Annotated in this window: 19 protein-coding genes; 11 read left to right on the top strand and 8 right to left on the bottom strand. The window is 72.3% G+C overall.

The window, feature by feature from the left end; translation table 11 throughout:
* Window positions 1-47: 47 nt before the first annotated feature.
* Entirely contained in the window at window positions 48-1,403 is a 1,356-nt protein-coding gene (locus tag ACQPZQ_RS25775; RefSeq protein ID WP_433284769.1) for a hypothetical protein, read from the bottom strand.
* 125 nt (window positions 1,404-1,528) lie between these two features.
* Here ACQPZQ_RS25775 and ACQPZQ_RS25780 point away from each other — a divergent pair, with 125 nt between their 5' ends.
* From ACQPZQ_RS25780 to ACQPZQ_RS25795, 4 genes are all read left to right on the top strand, one after another.
* Window positions 1,529-2,518 (top strand): LLM class flavin-dependent oxidoreductase, encoded by a 990-nt coding sequence (locus tag ACQPZQ_RS25780; RefSeq protein WP_433284771.1) that lies wholly within the window; start codon window positions 1,529-1,531, stop codon window positions 2,516-2,518.
* A 299-nt stretch (window positions 2,519-2,817) separates the two neighbouring features.
* Window positions 2,818-5,118 carry a transglycosylase domain-containing protein gene (locus ACQPZQ_RS25785; protein ID WP_433284772.1) on the top strand — a complete coding sequence of 767 codons (2,301 nt, stop codon included), beginning with the start codon at window positions 2,818-2,820 and terminating at the stop codon, window positions 5,116-5,118.
* Window positions 5,119-5,134: 16 nt separating this feature from the next.
* A complete protein-coding gene (locus ACQPZQ_RS25790) occupies window positions 5,135-5,371 on the top strand; it encodes a hypothetical protein (RefSeq protein WP_433284774.1) in 237 nt (78 codons plus the stop codon).
* Between the two features lie 60 nt (window positions 5,372-5,431).
* Window positions 5,432-6,586 (top strand): DUF3500 domain-containing protein, encoded by a 1,155-nt coding sequence (locus ACQPZQ_RS25795; protein WP_433284775.1) that lies wholly within the window; start codon window positions 5,432-5,434, stop codon window positions 6,584-6,586.
* Window positions 6,587-6,613: 27 nt separating this feature from the next.
* Here ACQPZQ_RS25795 and ACQPZQ_RS25800 read toward each other — a convergent pair whose 3' ends face one another.
* The gene (locus ACQPZQ_RS25800) at window positions 6,614-7,276 is read right to left on the bottom strand and encodes a nucleoside/nucleotide kinase family protein (protein WP_433284777.1); all 663 of its coding nucleotides are present in this window, start codon (window positions 7,274-7,276) and stop codon (window positions 6,614-6,616) included.
* On the bottom strand, window positions 7,273-9,687 hold the full coding sequence (locus tag ACQPZQ_RS25805; protein ID WP_433284779.1) for a SpoIIE family protein phosphatase: 2,415 nt from the start codon (window positions 9,685-9,687) through the stop codon (window positions 7,273-7,275). The genes ACQPZQ_RS25800 and ACQPZQ_RS25805 overlap by 4 nt, the downstream gene beginning before the upstream one ends.
* Before the next feature lie 111 nt (window positions 9,688-9,798).
* Between ACQPZQ_RS25805 and ACQPZQ_RS25810 the strand changes: the two genes are divergently transcribed.
* The 3 genes from ACQPZQ_RS25810 to ACQPZQ_RS25820 are packed head-to-tail and all read left to right on the top strand — an operon-like array spanning window position 9,799 to window position 11,360.
* Window positions 9,799-10,197: a VOC family protein gene (locus ACQPZQ_RS25810; protein WP_433284781.1), complete on the top strand. Its 399-nt coding sequence runs from the start codon at window positions 9,799-9,801 to the stop codon at window positions 10,195-10,197.
* Entirely contained in the window at window positions 10,194-10,574 is a 381-nt protein-coding gene (locus ACQPZQ_RS25815; RefSeq protein WP_433284783.1) for an MmcQ/YjbR family DNA-binding protein, read from the top strand. Before ACQPZQ_RS25810 ends, ACQPZQ_RS25815 begins: the two co-directional genes overlap by 4 nt.
* 9 nt (window positions 10,575-10,583) lie before the next feature.
* The gene (locus tag ACQPZQ_RS25820; protein WP_433284785.1) at window positions 10,584-11,360 is read left to right on the top strand and encodes an alpha/beta fold hydrolase; all 777 of its coding nucleotides are present in this window, start codon (window positions 10,584-10,586) and stop codon (window positions 11,358-11,360) included.
* An 18-nt stretch (window positions 11,361-11,378) separates the two neighbouring features.
* Here ACQPZQ_RS25820 and ACQPZQ_RS25825 read toward each other — a convergent pair whose 3' ends face one another.
* The gene (locus tag ACQPZQ_RS25825) at window positions 11,379-12,560 is read right to left on the bottom strand and encodes a cytochrome P450 (protein ID WP_433284787.1); all 1,182 of its coding nucleotides are present in this window, start codon (window positions 12,558-12,560) and stop codon (window positions 11,379-11,381) included.
* A 93-nt stretch (window positions 12,561-12,653) separates the two neighbouring features.
* Between ACQPZQ_RS25825 and ACQPZQ_RS25830 the strand changes: the two genes are divergently transcribed.
* Window positions 12,654-13,241 carry a TetR/AcrR family transcriptional regulator gene (locus ACQPZQ_RS25830; RefSeq protein WP_433284789.1) on the top strand — a complete coding sequence of 196 codons (588 nt, stop codon included), beginning with the start codon at window positions 12,654-12,656 and terminating at the stop codon, window positions 13,239-13,241.
* Between the two features lie 4 nt (window positions 13,242-13,245).
* Here ACQPZQ_RS25830 and ACQPZQ_RS25835 read toward each other — a convergent pair whose 3' ends face one another.
* Window positions 13,246-13,659 (bottom strand): MerR family transcriptional regulator, encoded by a 414-nt coding sequence (locus ACQPZQ_RS25835; RefSeq protein ID WP_433284791.1) that lies wholly within the window; start codon window positions 13,657-13,659, stop codon window positions 13,246-13,248.
* Between the two features lie 110 nt (window positions 13,660-13,769).
* On the opposite strand from ACQPZQ_RS25835, the gene ACQPZQ_RS25840 reads away from it, so the two are divergent.
* The gene (locus ACQPZQ_RS25840) at window positions 13,770-14,234 is read left to right on the top strand and encodes a RidA family protein (RefSeq protein ID WP_433284793.1); all 465 of its coding nucleotides are present in this window, start codon (window positions 13,770-13,772) and stop codon (window positions 14,232-14,234) included.
* A gap of 18 nt (window positions 14,235-14,252) precedes the next feature.
* Here the strand turns inward: ACQPZQ_RS25840 and ACQPZQ_RS25845 are convergent, their stop codons facing one another.
* Both ACQPZQ_RS25845 and ACQPZQ_RS25850 read right to left on the bottom strand, forming a co-directional pair.
* Window positions 14,253-14,411: a hypothetical protein gene (locus ACQPZQ_RS25845; protein ID WP_433284795.1), complete on the bottom strand. Its 159-nt coding sequence runs from the start codon at window positions 14,409-14,411 to the stop codon at window positions 14,253-14,255.
* A gap of 150 nt (window positions 14,412-14,561) precedes the next feature.
* Window positions 14,562-15,476 (bottom strand): LysR family transcriptional regulator, encoded by a 915-nt coding sequence (locus ACQPZQ_RS25850; protein WP_433284797.1) that lies wholly within the window; start codon window positions 15,474-15,476, stop codon window positions 14,562-14,564.
* A 200-nt stretch (window positions 15,477-15,676) separates the two neighbouring features.
* Between ACQPZQ_RS25850 and ACQPZQ_RS25855 the strand changes: the two genes are divergently transcribed.
* The gene (locus tag ACQPZQ_RS25855) at window positions 15,677-16,573 is read left to right on the top strand and encodes an SDR family oxidoreductase (RefSeq protein WP_433284799.1); all 897 of its coding nucleotides are present in this window, start codon (window positions 15,677-15,679) and stop codon (window positions 16,571-16,573) included.
* On the opposite strand, the gene ACQPZQ_RS25860 is transcribed toward ACQPZQ_RS25855, so the two are convergent.
* Window positions 16,574-16,996, bottom strand: a complete 423-nt coding sequence (locus ACQPZQ_RS25860; RefSeq protein WP_433284800.1) for a TIGR03668 family PPOX class F420-dependent oxidoreductase — start codon at window positions 16,994-16,996, stop codon at window positions 16,574-16,576. It lies immediately after the preceding gene.
* 178 nt (window positions 16,997-17,174) lie between these two features.
* Between ACQPZQ_RS25860 and ACQPZQ_RS25865 the strand changes: the two genes are divergently transcribed.
* Complete coding sequence (locus tag ACQPZQ_RS25865) at window positions 17,175-18,830, top strand: ABC transporter substrate-binding protein (protein ID WP_433284802.1); 1,656 nt, start codon at window positions 17,175-17,177, stop codon at window positions 18,828-18,830.
* The last annotated feature ends 4 nt before the right edge of the window (window positions 18,831-18,834 follow it).

The following is an 18,834-nucleotide window of genomic DNA, read 5'->3' on the forward strand; positions in this document are numbered from 1 at the left end:
AGAGGTGGCCCGCCAGGTGGTTTTCGGCAGCGTCGCCGGGCTGCTCGTCAGGCGAGCCGGCGCAGTCCGGCGAGCACCCTCTTCAACGCGTCGAGGTCCTCGGCCCATGCCTGTTTCAAGACACCGTCTGCAGCAACGTTCGGCGGGCGGGGACGGGGCGACGGGACGCGGCGTGGTCGCTCCGTCCGTGGCCCGGGGTTCCGTGTCTCCGCGTCCCGCTGCTCGACCTCCTGCAGCGCCAGCACCGCGAGCGCCCCTGTGCTGGTCACCGGCCGCAGACCGGTGAGCGTCACGAGCGCGGGCTGCTGCTCGGCAGGCGGGCGTCCGGGCACCCGCCGTGGCAGCGGCACGGGCAACGGCCCCGCAACGACCGCGACAGCCGGCTGCGGCTCCGGCACACCGCCGAGTTCCGGCGCCCGCGCGTCCGGCACCGGCTCCATCCAGGCGCTGGACAACAGCGCCGATGCGCCGGCGGGCAGCCACCCCCGCTCAGCACCTGGCGGCTGCTCCGACGCGTGACCGGGTGCAGGGGCCAGTGGATGGGGTGGCTCCGGCGCATGGCCGGGCAGCGGAGCTGATGCACCGGCGGGCAGCGCCACCGGTGGACTACCGGGCCACTCGGGCGTCGGGGCCTGCGTGACCGGTGGCTGCCCACTCACACCGCCAGGCAGCGGAGCCGGGGCACCATCGGCCGACGGGACCGGTGCGCTGCCGGTCAGCGGCTGCGGCGTGCCACCGGACTGCAGGGCAGAGGCAGAGGCAGGGGCCCAGGCCTGCGATGCACCGGGCGCATGTACCGGCACCGGCGCGGGGGGCCACGCGGCACCGGTCGACGCGGTCGGCGCGGCGGGAGCAGGAGTAGGCGCGGGAACGTAGCTGGGCACACGGAACTGCATCGGAGCCGGCGACGGCCGCGGCGGCCCGGGCCTGCCGTTCCCCACGGGGCGCGGAGTCGGCGACGGCCGGGGTGCAGGGGGCGCCACCGGTGCGGCCGCCGCCTCCACCCGCATCCGGACCGCCTGGACCACCTGCTGCAGACCGGCCACGCGCAGCGCTCGCCGGGCGGCCTCCACGTCTGCGTTATCGCGGTCCAGCCGGACGTGCAGGAAAGTCCCCGGCTCGTCGCACTCCCGCAGCAGGTGCACCGACCCGCGGGTGCTGACGACCATGTCGTCGAGCCCGTCCGCCCCGGACGCGACCGGAGCGGCGGCCCGCGCGAGCTGCACGATGGCCGCGCCGTCCGATTCCGCCGTCAGCCCGAGCTCGGCGACGATCACCCCCCGGCGGCTGTCCACCGCGTGGGCCGCCCTGGCACCCGGCGTCCGGAGCAGACCGGCGAGCACGGCGCGAAGCGGGTCGATCTCGAGCGGACCCGTGTCATACGGATCGGCGGGGGGACGCATACCTCACCCTGTCGTGACGCTCCGGAGCAGCTTCGTTCCACCCGCCTGGCCGCACCCCGGCTGGGCCGTTCGGCGGTGTACTCCGGAGGGGAAGAACAGATCGACCGGAGCGGTTGCACGGTGTCGTGCTGCCTCTCTCCGTGCTCGACCTGGTCCCCATCGGCGCCGGCTCCACGGCCACCGTGGCGCTGAAGCACAGCACCGCGCTGATCCGGCGGGTCGAGGAGCTGGGCTTTCACCGGTACTGGGTGGCCGAGCACCACGGGATGCCCGGGATCGCGAGCTCGTCACCCGCCGTGCTGATCGCCCACCTCGCCGGTGTCACCTCCCGCATCCGCGTCGGCTCCGGCGGCGTGATGCTGCCCAACCACCAGCCGCTGGTCATCGCCGAGCAGTTCGGCACGCTCGACGCGCTGCACCCCGGCCGGATCGACCTCGGCATCGGACGCGCGCCCGGCACCGACCAGCGCACCGCCCGCGCCCTGCGCCGGGGCGCGGTAGCGCTGGGGGCCGACGACTTCCCCCAGGAGCTCACGGAACTGGCGTCGTACTTCCGCGGCGAGGGACCGGTCGTGGCCGTGCCGGCGCACGGCCAGCAGCCCGCGATGTGGCTGCTCGGCTCCAGCGGATACAGCGCCCAGCTGGCCGGGCTGCTGGGGCTGCCGTTCGCGTTCGCCCACCACTTCAGTGCCGAGAACACGCTCCCCGCGCTGGCCCTCTACCGCGAGACGTTCCGGCCGTCACCGATGCTCGCGGAGCCCTACTCCATGATCGCCGCGTCGGTGCTGGCAGCGGGCACGGACGAGGAGGCCCGCCGGCTCGCCCTGCCGAGCGCGCTGCAGTTCCTGCGGCTGCGGCTCGGTCGGCCCGGGCCGGTGCCGACCCCGGAGGAGGCGAGCTCCTACCCGTACTCCGAGCAGGAGCGGGCGTTCGTCGAGGACCGGCTCGGCGGCCAGATCATCGGCTCCCCCGACACCGTCCGCGACGGCGTGCACGCACTCGTGGAGCGCACGGGTGTGGACGAGCTGATGGTCGTGACCAGCACACACGACGGCGCCGACCGGCTGCGCTCGTACGAGCTGCTCGCCGCGGCGGTGATGCCCGCCACGGTCTGAGCCACCGCCGCGGCGGCCGTGATCCGGTCACGGTCGGTACGCGGAGGTGAGCTGATCGCGCAATTCGAGCGTCACTCGTACGAGTGATCTCCGTACTCTCCGCACATCCATCCCGGCCGCCCTCCGTTGGACCCCTCGGTCGCCGCAGACGAGCGCGGCGGCTCGGAAGGACGGTCGGACGTTTGGGCGGAGCAGGCACCCCGCGACCCCAGCGTTCGACAGGCCCCACCGAGCGCCGTCCCGCGCGCCCCCCGGGCATGCCGCCGCAGCGGTCCCGGCAAGCGACCGAACCCGCAGGTGTGGGCCGGCGGCAGCACCCACCGCATCGGCCGCCACTTCCCGACGTCCTCGCCGACCACCGCGTCCCCGGGCCCACGGACGTCATTCCCGTCGTCGGCGCTCCCGGCCGCGCACGCCCCGGCATCCGGTGGCCCCACCCGTGGAGACCCCGTGGTGAGCGCGGAGGGACGCCGACGCCGTGGTGGCGCCGCCCGCGATACCTGCTGATCGGCGCGGCCGCCGCCGTGGTGCTCGGGCCGGTGCTCCTGCTCGCCATCGGCTTCGCCGTGTTCTCGGTGCCGAACCCGGACGAGGCGGTGAACAACCAGGTCGCCACCGTGTCGTTCGTCGACGGAGAGCAGCTCACCCGCCTCGTGCCGGAGGAGGGCAACCGCACGAAGGTCCCGATCGAGCAGGTGCCGCTGCACGTCCGGCACGCGGTGCTCTCCGCGGAGGACCGTTCCTTCTACTCCAACCCGGGCTTCGACGTCACCGGCATCCTGCGAGCGGTGTGGAACCAGCTGCGCGGCGGCGTCGGTGGTGGCTCGACCATCACCCAGCAGTTCGTGAAGAAGGCGCTGGTAGGTGACGAGCAGACGCTCTGGCGCAAGTACAAGGAGGTGATCCTCGCGATCAAGATCTCCCAGGAGCGCAGCAAGGATCAGATCCTCTCCGACTACCTCAACACGATCTACTTCGGACGCGGCGCCTACGGCATCCAGTCCGCGGCACAGTCCTACTTCGGCAAGAACGTGCAGGACCTGACACCCAGCGAGGGAGCCCTGCTCGCCGCGGTGATCCAGTCCCCGTCGCGCTGGGATCCCGCGGTCAACCCGGAGCACTCGGTGGATCGCTGGAACTTCGTGCTCGACGGCATGGTCGCCGAGGGCTGGCTCGAACCGCCCGACCGACAGGCCGCCCAGTTCCCGCACACCGTGCCCCGTAAGACCTCGTCGGGCGGCGTTCCGTCCGACAACCGGGGGCACATCGTGTCCGCGGTGAAGGCGGAGCTCGAGTCGCTGGGGATCTCCGAGGAGGACCTCGCCCAGGAGGGCCTGCGCATCACGACGACGATCGACCGGCGACGCCAGGAGCAGGCCGTCACCGCCGCCCACGACGTACTCAGCGGCCAACCCGTCAACCTGCGCAGCGCGATGGTGGCGATCGACCCGCAGACCGGCGGGGTGCTCGCCTACTACGGCGGCGACAACGGGCTCGGCCTGGACTACACGAAGGTCCGCCGCCTGGCCGGGTCGACGTTCAAACCGTTCGTGGTGCTCGCGGGCCTGCAGCGTGACCCGCCGGTCGGGCTCGGCGAGACGTTCGACGGCCAGGAGCTGCCCGGGCTGCGCAACGCCGAGGGTGCCGACTGCGACCAGTGCGACCTCAAGCAGGCCATGACGGTCTCGAACAACGTCGTCTTCACGACCCTCGCGAAGCGCGTCGGTCCCGAGGCGGTTGCGGCCGCCGCCCGCTCTGCCGGCATCACCGCTCCCCTCGACGATCCGACCGAGGGCATCGCGCTGGGCAACAAGGAGGTCAGCCCGATCGAGCTGGCCTCGGCGTACGCGACGATCGCGGCCGGCGGGGTCTGGCGCCAGCCGCACCTCGTGACGTCGGTCGTCACCGCCGATGACCGTGTGCTCTACCAGGCCGCCACCGACGGGGAGCGCCGGTTCCCGGAGCGAGTGGCCCGCAACGTCGCCGAGTCGATGATGGACGTGGCCGCGCACGACGATCTGGCCCTCCCGGGCGGACGACCGGTGGCGGCGAAGACGGGCACGGTGCAGTCCCGGTTCGAGGGACAGAACAACGATGCGTGGATGGCGGGCTTCACCCCGTCGATCGCCTCGGCGGTGTGGATGGGCACGGACATGAACTCCCCCATCCGTACCGCGCGGGGCACGCCGATCGAGGGCGCGACGCTGCCGGGCGAGGTGTGGCACCAGTTCATGGCGGAGGCGCTGGACGACGAACCGGTGGAGCCGTTCGCCCCGTTCCGGCCCATCGGCGAGGCGCCCTCCACCGCGGAACGGGGCGCGGAGACGTCCACGTCGCCGACGCCGGCGGCCGGCGCAACGCCGACACCCACCGGCGTCGCCCCGTCGGGCACCGCCCCCGTCCCGCCCGGTGAGGAGGACGACTCTCCCGGTGGGGGTCTGTTCGGCGGCCCCGACCCCGCGCCGGAGCCCGATCCTCGTGCCGCGTCGGACGCCACGAGCCCGCCACCCCGCGCGGGCTTGTTGTGGCAACGGGCGCCCGCGGAGTCCGGTACCGATCCGGACTGCTCGGCGTCCGCCTGCGACGAGAGCAGCCGGTAGGCCTAACCTTGACGCTGTGGCCGCGGGGGGTGGCGAGCGCACGTTCGAGGTGCTGACCTGGCTCTCCGAGCGGGGCGTGGTGCTGTACGTACCCGAGATCGAGGCCTCCACGACCGTTCCGGCGATGCCCGACGCCGACGTCGCCGTCCGGTCGCTCATCGCCGACCTGACCGGGCTCGACCCGTCCGCCATCCGGTGCGACATCCGCCCTGGGCGCCCCCGCGGGTACAGCGGCCCGGCGTCGTTCGGCTGAGCCGCTGACGCCTGCCCCGATCACGATGTTCGACGGCGCCTGACGACGTACTGTCGCGGCATGGTGCTGGCAGCGACCGACGCGACCCGAGACGTCGCGGACCGGATGGCCGAGGCGGCGGGCGAGTGGCTGGAGTCCCTCGACGCGGAACAGCGGGGGGTGGGTTGCGGTGCCACGCCGGGCGCGGACGACCCGTCCGACGCCGAACGGCTCCGCTGGTTCTACACACCGACCGACCACGGCGGTCTCACGCTCCACCAGCAACGCCCCGCTCAGCAGCGGCTCGCGATGCGGCTGGTCGCCACGGGGCTGTCCACCGCCGGGTATGTCACGGCGGCCACCGTGATGGGTCTGGAGAACGTGCTCGACCACGTCGAGGGCTTCAGCGCGACGTTCGGCAGGGAGCGGGGCCGCGACCCGGGCATGTACTACCTGCGGGTGTTCGGGGAGCCCGGCGGGGCGGCGCCGTGGGGATGGCGGTTCGGCGGCCACCACGTGTCGCTCAACAACCTGGTCGTCGACGGCCGCGTCGCCGCGACCACGCCGTGCTTCCTGGGCGCCGACCCTGCCACATCGGCGCTGCTCGGCGGGGCGACGCTGCGCCCTCTCGGGGCACCGGAGGATCTCGCACGCGAGCTCGTGCGCTCGCTGCGGCCCGAGCTCGCCGAGCGCGCGTTGCTGCTCCCCCACGCCCCCACCGACATCGTCGGGGCCAACCGGTCCCGCATCGGCGAGGGCGACGAGGCCAAGCCGCTCGTCGACGTCTGGCGGGGCCGCTTCCCCGACCCGCAGCAGCAGGAGAACCTGCGCCGACGCAGCGCCCAGTCCGAAACCGACTCGGGCGTCGACCGCGACGGCCACCGGGCACTGGCGCTGACCAGCACCCCGAAGGGTGTGCCCGCCTCCGAGCTCGACGCCGGACAGCGGGAGCTCCTGCTGCAGCTGCTCGGCACCTACCTCGGCCGCGTACCGGACCAGATCTCCCCGCTCCCGAACTACCGCGAAGCCGCGGCGCTCGACGAGGTGCATCTCGCCTGGGCCGGTTCCACGAATCACGGCGAACCGCACTACTACCGGCTGCAGGGCCCGCGGCTGCTGACGGAGTGGGACAACACGCAGCGCCAGGTCAACCACGCCCACTCGGTGTGGCGCGACCCGGAGTCCGACTTCGGCCTCGACGTGCTCGCGGCGCACCGATCGGCCCACCACCGCTGAGGCCGTCTGGGGCCTCCGGCGGGCGGCTCAGCTGACCGCGGGCAGCGACTCCAGCACCGTGGCCGGCACGATCAGGTCGGCCCGGTGCCTGGTGGCCTCCACGAGCACGGCGTTCGGTTCGTCCACCGCGGCCACCCACGCCGCGGCGCGGGCGGGTTCCTTCCCGAACGCGACGTGGCGGGCGGTGAGCTGCGCGAGCCGGACGTCCGGGTGCGGGTCGCAGAACCACACCTCGTCGAGCTCGGGACGGACCTGGGCCCATTGCCCCTGATCGAGCAGCAGATAGTTGCCCTCGGTCAGCACCAGCCGTGCCGTGCCGGGCACGGGGATGGCGGCGGCGAGGGGTTGTTCGAGGTCACGCTCGAACGCGGGCGCGTAGATCACGTCCTCCGCAGGAGCGCCGGTCTCGTCCACGGCGCGCAGCCTGCGCAGCAGCGCGACGTAGCCGCCGACGTCGAAGGTGTCGGGCGCCCCCTTGGCGTCCCGGCGCCCGATCGACTCGAGCGCCACGTCGGCGAGGTGGAACCCGTCCATCGGGACGTGGGCCACGGAGTGACCGGCCAACCGCGCCAGCAGCGCTGCCACGAGGGTGGACTTGCCGGCACCCGGGCTTCCGGTGATCCCGAGGATCGCGCGCCGGGGTCCGGCGGCGAGCGCGGCGGCCCGCCGGACGAGGTCGTCGAGGATCATCCGGACTCCGCCACCCGCAGCGCGAGCACCGCGATGTCGTCACCGGTGTCGGCGATGGTGCCCCGCACGAGGTGGTCGCAGAACTCCGGCAGCGGCAGGGGGACGCCGCGGCGCACGAGGTCGAGCAGAGCACTGCCCGCCGCGTCGGCGTGGTCGCGTCGCCGCTCGAACAGCCCGTCGGTGTAGAGCAACAGCGTCGATCCCGGCGGGATCTCGGCGACGCCGTCGTGGCGGCGCGTGCCGGGATAGAGCCCGAGCACGAGGTCGACGCGGCTGGTGAGCAGCCGCGCCTCCCCGTCCGGGCCGACGAGGATCGGCGCGGGGTGGCCCGCATTGGACCAGCGGAACACCGCGCGACCCCCGGAGATGCCGAGCCGTCCGTAGACGAGCGTGGTGAACCGGGTGACCTCCAGCCCGGAGAGCACCCGGTCGAGCCTGGCGAGCACCACGGACGGCGCGGCGTGGCTGTCGTGGGCGAGTCCCCGGAGCATGCTGCGCAGCTGGCCCATCGTGGCCGCGGCGGGCAGGTCGTGGCCCTCGACGTCGCCGACACCGACCGCGAGGTCGCCGCCGGGCAGCGTGAACGCGTCGTACCAGTCGCCACCGACCTGCAGCTGCGCCGCGGCGGGACGGTAGCGGGCCTCGATCTCCACACCGGGATAGCGCGGGGGCTCGGTGAGCATCGCCTTCTGCAGCGCCAGCGACACCTCGCGGCTCTGCTGGAACGCCATCGCGTTCTCCACGGCTGCCGACGCGCGCGACGCGAGCTCCCGGACGAGTGCAAGGTCGTCCGCGGTGTAGGTCGACCGGTCGCCCCCTGCGAGGAACATCAGAGCCGCCACGACGGCGCCGCCGGAGAACACCGGCGCGATCAGCAGGGAGTTGATCGCGACGTCGTTCCCCCACTGGAGCTGTTCCTGCGGGACCCGCCACTGTCCCGACGTGTCGGGCATGGTGGCCAAGCTGGGCGAACCGGAACGGACGCAGCGGACGAGCGGGTGCTCCGGGGGGAAGGTGAAGCGTTCGGCGCTGGCCGGGATGGGGGGAACCCCGGCGGCCCTGCGGGTGACCGCCCTGCGCCCGGAGAGCGGCCCCTCGGCCGGCGCCCCGTCGGCGACCTGCCCCTGGGGCGGCAACGGGTCGGGGTCGACCAGGAACACCCGGCAGACATCGGCGAACTGCGGGACCGTCGCTTCGGCCAGCGCCACCAGCTCCCCCTCGGGATCGAGTGCGGCATTCATCGCGTGCGTCGCCTCCGCCAGCACATACAGCCGTTCGCGGATACGCATCTGGTCGTCGACGTCGGTCTCGGTGCCCACCCATTCGACGACCCGACCCCCCGAGTGGACGGGGACGGCGCGCGTGCGGAACCAGCGGTAGCCACCGTCGGCCGTCCGCAGCCGATAGGTGCGGATGAAGACCGTGGCGGGTTCCGCTGTGGCGGCGGCCCGCCACGCCGCTTCGAGCTCGTGGCGGTGCCGGCGGTGGACGGCGTCGAGGAACCCCCACCCTCGGTGCTCCGCCTCCGTCTGGCCCGTGATCGACCGCAGCCCGGGAGCGTCGCGCCGGGCGCTGCCGTCGGCCTCGCGGATCCAGACCGCGGCGCTCGTGGCCTCCACGAGGCTCTGGTAGCGGTTGAGCGCATGCTCGCGCTCCGCAGCCGACTCCTCCAGTGCGCGGCGGGTGCGTTCGGCTGCGGTGACCTCCTCCATCACCACACCGACCCCGCAGACCGCTCCGTCCGCTATCCGCACCGGGTAGTAGTGCACCCGCCATTCCTGGAACGGCCCCCGTCCGTGCCACAACCGGCCCTCCACGGGGACGGCGGATCGCGGCCTCCCATCGGCGAGTACCGCCCGCAGCCCCTCCGAGAACGTGGCACCGACGGGCCCGTGCACCTCCGCCGGTGTGCGGCCCACCCGGTCCTCGGCACTGCCGCCGACGGTCTCGAAGACGACGCCGTTCATGCGCCGGTACCGCAGCTCGGTGTCGAAGTACGCGAGGCCGACGGGTGCGGTCTCCCAGAGGGCGTCGAGCAGCGCGAACGCCTCGTCGGACGCCTCCTTGTCGCCGACGTCGTGCAGCACGCCGAGCGTGGTGGATCCGGGACCGGGCGCCACGCGGAAGTGGAGCCGGGCGCCACTCCCGCCCACGGCCGTCAGCTTCCCGCTCACGGTGCCACCGGATCGGATCTCCTCGACGATCCGGGCGGCGGTGTACACGTCGAACATCATGGAGGTCTGATCGGCGGGCCCGTGGGGGATCACGGACCGTCCCACCATCTCGCCGGCGGACCAGCCGGTGAGGCGCTCCGCGGCAGGGTTCCACAGCGCCACGCGGCCGTCGTCGTCGAGGGCGAAGACGCCGACGGGGAGCAGTCCGACCAGCTCTGCGAGGAGGTCGTCCGGCACGGTTCTCCAGCGTAGGTCCCGCTCCGGCCCCGCTCCACGCCGCCACGAACAGGGCAAACAGTTCCCATTCGTTCAAGCCACGCCCTGCGGACCGGGCCTACTGTCCGCTTCATGAGCGTTCACCCCACTCTTCGTTACGACGACCCGCGTGCCGCGATCGCGTTCCTGACGCGTGCGCTCGGCCTCGTCGAGCAGCAGGTGCACACCGACGACAAGGGCGCCGTCGCGCACGCGGAACTGAGCTTCGGCGACGGGGTCGTCATGCTCGGCACGCGGACGGGCGGGGACGACCGGTTCGACACCGGCCGCGCGGTGATCTACCTCGTCGCCGACAACGCCGACGCCGTCGACACACATCACGACCGGGCCGTCGCCGCCGGGGCCGAGGTGGTGCTGGAGCTCACCGACCAGCCTTATGGCTCCCGGGAGTTCGCGGTGCTCGACCCGGAGGGCAACGTCTGGACGATGGGCAGCTACCGCCCCGTGATCAAGCCGGCGGCGCGCGCATGACCGACCCGCTCGACCGCCTGCGGGTCCTGTGCCTGGCGCTGCCCGAGGTGACCGAGAAGGTCAGCGCTGATGTTCGCTCCGCAAGCTCCGCTCAGCACGGCGAGCCCACGTGGTTCGTCCGCAAGACATTCGTGATGTACGCCGACCGGCACCACGACGACCGGGTCGCGTTCTGGTGCGCAGCACCGGCGGGCGTGCAGGAGGAGCTCGTCACCACGGCCCCCACCCGGTTCTTCCGGCCGCCCTATGTCGGTGGCCGCGGCTGGCTGGGGGTCTACCTCGACGTCGACGACGTGGACTGGGACGAGATCGGCGAGATCGTCCTGGACGCCTATCGGGTCATCGCCCCGCGGAAGCTCACGGCGCTGCTCGACTAGGGTCAGCGGGTGCCGGATCTCCCGAGCGTCGAGTTGCCCGGTGGACGGATCGAGTACGACGACGTGCCGGCCGATACTGCCCGCGGCGAGCTCGCACCCCTGCTGTTCCTCCACGAGGGCCTCGGGTCGGTAGGGCTGTGGCGCGGCTTCCACCAGCGCATCGCGGCCGCCACCGGACGCCGGGCCCTTGCCTACTCCCGCTTCGGACACGGGTTCTCCGACCTGCCACGGGAGAAGCGGACGCCGCGGTTCATGCACGACGAGGCCGCCACCGTCGTCCCGGCACTGTGCTCCGCGCTCGGGTTGGAGCGCCCGGTGCTGGTCGGGCACAGTGACGGTGCGTCGATCGCGCTGCTGCGGGCGGCCGCGGCCGGCAGCGACGCCACCGGCGTGGTCGTGCTGGCCCCTCATGCGTTCGTGGAGGACGTGGGTCTCGGCGGGGTCGAGCAGGCCCGCCGCGCCTACACGGAGGGCGACCTGCGCACCCGCATGGCCCGCCACCACCGCGACCCCGACGTCACGTTCTGGAACTGGAACGACGTGTGGCTCGACGACGCGTTCCGCGACTGGGACATCCGGCCCGAGCTGTCCGCGATCACCTGTCCGGTGCTCGCGATCCAGGGCACGGCCGACCCGTACGGCACCGTCGCCCACGTCGAGGCGGTGCGGGACACCGCCACCGGTCCGGTCGAGCTGCTGGTACTCGACTGCGGCCACGCACCCCACCTGGAACGGCCGGACGTCACCCAGCGAGCGGTCACCGACTTCCTGCTCCGGCTCCCTTAGCAAGGCGTCCCGGCCGCGTCACCACGTGACGTGCAAGGCGGCCGGTCCGGAGTCGACGAACCCGTGGATCCAGGGAATGTCCTCGACCCGATCACGCAGACGCAGGCCGGGCAGCCGCACCGCGAGTGCGTGCAGGGCGGCCCGGATCTCCGTACGGGCCAGGGCCGCGCCGAGGCAGTGGTGCGGTCCCCGGCCGAACGCGAGGTGCGGGTTGGGCCGCTCGGGCACGAAACGGTCGGGGTCCGGGAACCGGTCGGGATCGCGGTTGGCGGCCTCGAGCCGGGCGAGCACCATGTCGCCTGCCGCGATGCGCGTCTCCCCCAGCTCGACGTCCTCGTGGGCCCACCGCGGCAGTACCTCGCCGGTGATACCGGACTGGTGCCGCAACACCTCCTCGACGGTGGCGTCCAGCTCCTCGGGAGCGCCGGCGAGACGTGCCAACCGGCCGGTGCCGACGAGATGGATCACCGCCACGGACATCACGTTGCAGGCGCTCAGATAGCCAGCGCTGACGAGCGTCGTGACCATCGCGGTGAGCTCGTCCCCACTGAGCCGTCCGTCCTGCGCGTCGTGCACGCCGATCAGTGCGCTCATGAGGTCGCCACCGGGCTCGGATCGGCGGGTCGCCACCAGCTCGGCGGCATAGCCGCTCAGTGACTCCCACGCCTGCTCCATCGCGGCTCCGTCGAGCTCCCCGGTGGGCACCGACACGTCCACCGTGAGCACGGTGTCGGCCCATCGTCGCAGCTGAGCGCGGTCGTCGGCGGGGATGCCCAGCAGCTCGCCGATCGTCGTGATCGACAACGGGGCCGCGAGGGCGTCGACCAGGTCGGCAGGCGGGCCCGCCGCAGCCATCGCGGCGACGTGATCGCCGGCGAGCTCCCCGATGCGGGCTCGCATCGACTCCACGTGCCGCGGCGTGAAGACCGCTGACACCAGGCGGCGGAGCCGGGCGTGGGCGTCGCCGTCCTGGAACAGGGTGTGGTTTCCCGGGTCGCCGCCGCCGAGTGGCGCCACGCCGAACCGTGGGTCCGCGAGCACGGCCGTGACTGCGTCATAGGAGGTGACGAGCCACGCCTGCGTGCCGTCGGGCGTGATCACACGGGCGACGGGGGCGGTGCGCCGCAGCTCGGCGTAGGCCGGCGGCGGCTCCAGGACGCCGGGGCGCTCGAAGGGCAGGGTCCGCGTGGTGGTCGGCATCGGGCTCTCCCTGGGTGAGTTTTGCATTACGACTGCAATGTAAAGACACTCGGCGAACGAGTCAATACGACTGCACTGTGAAAGGGTGTGCGAGTGCCGAAGCGGGTCGATCATCAGGCGCAGCGCGCCCGGATAGCCGACGCCCTCATGCGGGTGGCAGCCCAGCAGGGCCTCGAGGCCGTGAGCCTGCGGCACGTCGCAGCCGAGGCCGGGGTCTCGACCGGCATGGTGCAGCACTACTTCCACACCAAGGACGAGATGATGGTCTTCGCCCTGGAGATGGTGGGTCGCAGCGTCCAGGCCCGCCTGGCCACGGCCGCCCCGGACGACGTCCCGGGCCCGCGAGGTCTGGTGCGGGCGCTACTGGTGCAGATGCTCCCGCTCGACGAGGAGCGTGCCGCGGAGGGCCGGGTGGCCCTGGCATTCTTCGCTCACGCGGCGGTCCGGCCGCACGTCGCCGCCGAGCTGCGCGAGAACACCGCGGTCCTCAGGGCGTTCTTCGCCGACCAGATCCGAGCGGCAGGCCGGGTGAGCGATCCGGAGCTCGCCGCAACGACCCTGCTCGCACTCGTCGACGGGCTCGGCGTCCACGTGCTCGGCGGTCACTACTCCCCGGAGCACGCCCTTGCGGTGCTCGACGCTCAGCTCGACACCGTGTTCGGCCCGCAGGACCCGATGTAGCCGGTCAGGCGGGCTCGACCGGAATGCGCGCGTCGATCTGCTCACGCGCGTGCGGGCACTCGTCGAAGGGCAGCGGGCACGCGAGGGCGTGCTCGATCAGCTCCTTGGCCGCGGTGGCCTCGGCGATCCGCCGGTCCAGCACCGCGACGTGGCGGCGGAGCCGGTCGGCGTGCCGCATCGGATCGGGCCCGGAGAGCAGCACCTGCAGCTCGCCGAGGCCGAACCCCGCCTCCTTGCCCATCAGGATCATCGCGATCCGCGCCAGCTCGGCCGGGCCGTACCGGCGGTGCCCGGACGAGTCCCGGGCCGGTGTGAGGAGCCCGACGCTCTCCCAGTGCCGCAGTACGTGCTGCGGCAGTCCGAAGCGGACGGCGACGTCACCGATCGTCGCCGCCGGCTCGGGCGTGCTCGACGTCATGTGCACATTGAGCCCGAGGTTCCGGGCAAGGGCCAGCCCTTGACGATCTTTCATCGCGGCCCGGCAGACAGGAAGATCCGCGGCGGGCCGCTGCACCGTACGGTCAGGGAGTGGATGTCGACGCGCGACTGCGGGAACTGGGCCTCGAGCTCCCGACCCCGATGACCCCGGCCGGGAACTACGTGCCGGCCGCGACGGTGGGTGACCTGGTGTATCTCTCCGGGGCGGGCCCGGTGCGGTCGGACGGGAGCATGGTCCGCGGCAAGGTCGGCGACGGCGGTCTGGACCTCGACGCCGCGCGGGAGGCCGCTCGGCTCACCGGCCTGCAGCTCCTCGCGGCCCTCCGGGCCGAGATCGGCGACCTCGGCCGGGTCCGGCGGGTGGCGCGGATCTTCGGCATGGTCAACTGCGCACCCGGGTTCAACCGGACGCCCGCGGTGATCGACGGTTGCTCCGACCTGCTGGTCGAGGTTCTGGGTGACGCCGGGCGCGGTGCCCGGTCCGCGGTGGGGATGGCCGAGCTGCCGTTCGACATCGCCGTGGAGATCGAGGCCGTCGTCCAGGTGAGCACGTGACGGACGGGCGCCGCCGGCTCAGGTGAAGGTGCCGGACATCGTGATCAGTTGACCTGCCATGACCAGCACGGCAGCGGTCATCATCACGGTTCCCCCGGAGAGTCGCCTTCGCAGGATCGCTGTGACCCCGATGAGCATGAAGACGATGACGAGGATCCAGCTGAGTTCGGCGGACATCGAGATGCTCCCTTGTGCTTGTCGATAGCCAGGAAACGCGTACTGGTTCAGACCGGTTCAGGATCGGTTCCCCGGTCATGCCGTTCCAGGAGGTACGCCCCCGGTCCGCGACGGATGGCCCCCGTCCTGGGCGTGGTGAGAACCCCCGGGTCAGCCGCCGGGGGCGATCAGTGACCTCGGACCGGTGAGGAGGGCGTCGGCGCATCTGCGGAAGGCCGCCACGAGACGACTGCGGTCGCCGGCGCGGGTGGCCACCACGACGTGGCTCGGCTCGACGCCGTCCAGGGCGACCGTGGTGAGGTCGGGGCGGAAGCTGCGGAGGCTGTCGCCGGCCGGGACGATCGCCACGGCCTGCCCGGAGGCGATGAGTTCGAACTTGTCCTCGACGTCCGCCACGAGGGGACCGTCGGGCGCCCGGCTCCCGTCGGGCCGGGGGTCGATACGCCAGTAGGCGTTCCAGGCCGGGTTGTCCGACACCCGGGGCACGGGTTCTCCGGCGATGTCGTCGAGGGTGACGGACTCCTTGCCGGCCAGGCGGTGGTCGAGAGGTACGAGCAGAACCCGGGGCTCGTCGTAGAGGATCGTGACGTTCAGCTGGTCGGTACCGATCGGCAGCCTGGTCACCACCGCGTCCACGCGGTGGTCGAGCAGGGCGTCGCGCGGTTCGTTCCAGGGCAGGTGCAGGCTGCGCACGTCGGCCTCGGGGTGTTGACGCCGAAGCTCGCGCACCGCCGGGGTGACGATCAGGTTCGTGGTGTAGCCGATGGTGATACGGCTGGGCCGGGCGGCAGCACGGGTCTGCGCCGCGGCCTGGGCTGCGGAGCGCAGCAGCGCCTTGGCGCGGGGCAGGAAGACCTCTCCGGCCTCGGTGAGCCGGCTGCCCTGGGGTGTGCGGTCCAGCAGACGGGCACCCAGCTCCTGTTCGAGGCGGCGGATCTGCCGGCTCAGGGAGGGCTGGGCGATGCGCAACGCAGCGGCCGCACGGCCGAAGTGCCGGTGGTCGGCGACGACGGTGAAGTACCGCACCAGCCGCAGATCGAGGTCCACCGGCGCCGATTCTGGCATTTCGGCATCGTAGCCTCTCGCGTTGGGCGTCTCGTGCTCACAGAACGCCACTGACATGCGGTGATGCCTCATGTGTATTGCCCAGTACGGAACGGGCCTTGGACCCGGAGCGCTCCCCGGCCGCAAGGTCGAATCACGAGCACCGCACCGCCCCGGTGCCGCTCGGGTCCGACCACGTTGCTTCGTCGAAGGAATGCACCATGCGCGTTTTCGTCACCGGCGCGACCGGATTCATCGGTAGCGCCATCGTCCGCGAACTGAAGAGCGCCGGACATCAGATCCTCGGGCTCGCCCGCTCGGATGAGGCCGCCGCGTCACTGGCGGCCGCCGGTACCGAGGTGCACCGCGGCACCCTCGACGACCTCGACAGCCTCCGCAGAGGAGCGGCCGCCTCGGACGGCGTGATCCACACCGCGTTCGTCCACGACTTCTCCGACTACGCGGGCGCCGTACGTACGGATCTTCGCGCCGTCGAGACGCTCGGCGAGGCGCTCGCGGGATCCGATCGCCCCTTCGTCATCACCTCAGGGACCGCCGGGCTCACGCCTGGCCGCGTCGTGACCGAAGACGACACGCCTGATGCCGGGTCGCCTGCCGCGGCCCGGATGCCCGCGGAACAGGCAGCACTCTCGACGGCCGCGCGCGGCGTGCGTGCCTCGGTGGTGCGGCTCCCTCCGTCAGTGCACGGCGAGGGCGATCACGGGTTCGTCCCCCGCCTCATCAGCATCGCCCGGGCCACCGGCGTCTCGGCCTATCCGGGCGATGGTTCCAACCGCTGGGCCGCCGTGCACCGGCTCGACGCCGCGCACCTGTTTCGGTTGGCCCTGGAAGCAGCGCCCGCAGGCGCACGGCTGCACGGGGTCGACGAGGAGAGCGTGCCGGTTCGTGACATCGCCGACGCCATCGGCCGGCACCTGAAACTACCGGTGACCGCCATCCCCCGGGAACAGGCCGAGGCCCATTTCGGCTGGCTCGGAGCCTTCCTGTCGATGGACGTCCCGGTCTCGAGCACTCTCACCCAGAAGCAGCTGGGATGGCACCCGGTACAGGCCACGCTCATCGCAGACCTCGAAGAAGGTCACTACTTCACCGAGTAGCTACGTCGCCGTCCACCCGCTCCAGCGCAGCGGCGTGATCACGAGCACCGCGCCCGACGGCGGCTCGGCGGCGTAGGGCGGGTACTTCGCCTGCAGGTCGGCGAGCGCTCGCTCGCGCAGCGGGCCGCCCTCGTGGATCTCCGCGGTGCCGTCCACGCGCACCCACCACAACGCGGACCAGTCGTCCTCGTAGCGGTCGACGATCACGCCCACCCGCGGGTCGCGCCGGACGTCGTCGAGCCGCGCGAGGCGGGTGGTCCGCTTGGGCTTGACCTCGTCGACGGCGGAGCACACGAGCCCGTCCACGAGCGCGAACGTGATCGGTACCAGGCGCGGTGTGCCATCGGCGCGCAGCGTGGCGAGGCGGGCCACCCTGGCGGCGGCGAACCTCTCGCGCTGTTGCGCCGCGTCGAGCGCGGGCATTTCAGGGCGCCCCGAGCCGGCGGGTCATGCATCCCAGTGTGCCGGGCACCCGGCCCGGCCCGTCGTGTGCACGTCGTGTTTCAGCTAGATCAAGACTGCCTCTACACCATGGCCGCGGCTTCTAGAAGCACATTACGTTCACCCGACCGAATTACGGCTCAAGGGAGAACGCACGACGATGAAGCGCAGCCTGGTATCACGACGGATCCGGGGGCGCGGCGCGGGAGCGCTCGCGATCGCACTGGCAGCGGCGGTCGCCGTCGGCTGCGCACCCGTGCAGCAGAGCAGCGGGCCCGCCGCGGCACCCGCCACCGACTCGTTCGGTACCCCGGCCGACCCCGCCGCGGTGCAGCAGGGCGGCACGCTCGTGATGGCGCTGTCGGCAGAGCCCGACATGCTCGACCCCACGCAGTCCCGCTCGCTCTACTCGCGCTACGTGTTCCACACGATGTGCGAGAAGCTCTACGACCTCGACGAGCACACGCAGATCGTTCCGCAGCTGGCCACCGCGCTCCCCACGGTCTCCGCTGACGGCCTGAGCGTCACGATCCCGCTGCGTCAGGGGGTGAAGTTCGCCGACGGCACCCCGATGGACGCGCAGTCGGTGGTCACCACGTTCCAGCGCAACCTCACGATGGCGGGATCCGGGCGCAAGAGCGAGCTCGGACCGGTCACCTCGGTCGAGGCGACCGACGCGAGCACCGTGGTCGTCCACCTGTCGACGCCGTTCGCCCCGCTGACGTCGGTGCTCGCCGACCGAGCCGGAATGATCATGAGCCCCGCGGCTCTGCAGCAGCTCGGGGACAAGTTCGGGACGGCGCCGGTGTGCGTCGGGCCGTTCAAGTTCGAGAAGCGCGTGGCACAGAACTCGATCGACGTCGTGCGCGATCCGAACTACTACGACGCGGACAAGGTGCATCTCGACCGGATCACCTACCGGATCATCACCGACGCCAGCATCCGGGCCGCAAACCTGCGCTCGGGCGACGCCCAGGTGGCCGACACACTCTCCACACAGGACACGCCCGCCCTGCGCACCACGCCGGGCATCCAGGTTCTGGAGTCGAACTCCCTCGGCTACCAGGGCATCACCTTCAACATCGGCAACGTGGCCGGGCTCGACAACCCGCTCGGGGACAAGGGCACGCCGGTGGCGAACGACCCCCGGGTGCGCCGGGCGTTCGAGCTCGCGGTGGACCGCCAGGGCCTCGTACAGGCTGTGTTCGGCGGGCTCTACGCGTCGGCGTGCTCACCGATCAGCCCGGACACCGCCTTCACCAGTGAGGCCGCGCAGGCCTGCACGCCGCACGATCCGGACGCCGCTCGCAAGCTTCTGGAGGAGGCCGGCGTCACGGTTCCCTACAAGATCGCGATGATCACGTCGAACAACCCCGACTCGCTGAGGCTGGCGCAGGCGCTGCAGGCCACGGTGGCCACCGGCGGCTTCGACCTGGAGATCCAGCCGGTGGAGTACTCGGCCCTGCTCGACCAGCAGGACCGCGGTGACTTCGAGATGCTGCAGCTGGGCTGGTCGGGCCGGATCGACCCGGACAACAACATCGCCAACTACCTCAGCACCGGCGGCGGCCAGAACGTGGCCGGCTACAGCGACCCGGCGCTCGACGCATTGCTCACCCAGGCCCGCACCAGCACGGACCAGGCCGAGCGGGTCCGGCTCTACGGCGAGATCGTCACGAAGATCCACGAGGCCGACCCGATCGTCTACCTGTACCGCCAGCGCAACCTCACCGGCGTCACCGACTCGGTGTCGGGCGTGCAGGTCTTCCCGGACGGGATCGTGCGGGTCGCCTTCGCGGGACTCACCCGGGTCTGACGGG

This window comes from Pseudonocardia sp. CA-142604 (genome assembly GCF_050948475.1).
GTDB lineage: Bacteria > Actinomycetota > Actinomycetes > Mycobacteriales > Pseudonocardiaceae > Pseudonocardia > Pseudonocardia alaniniphila.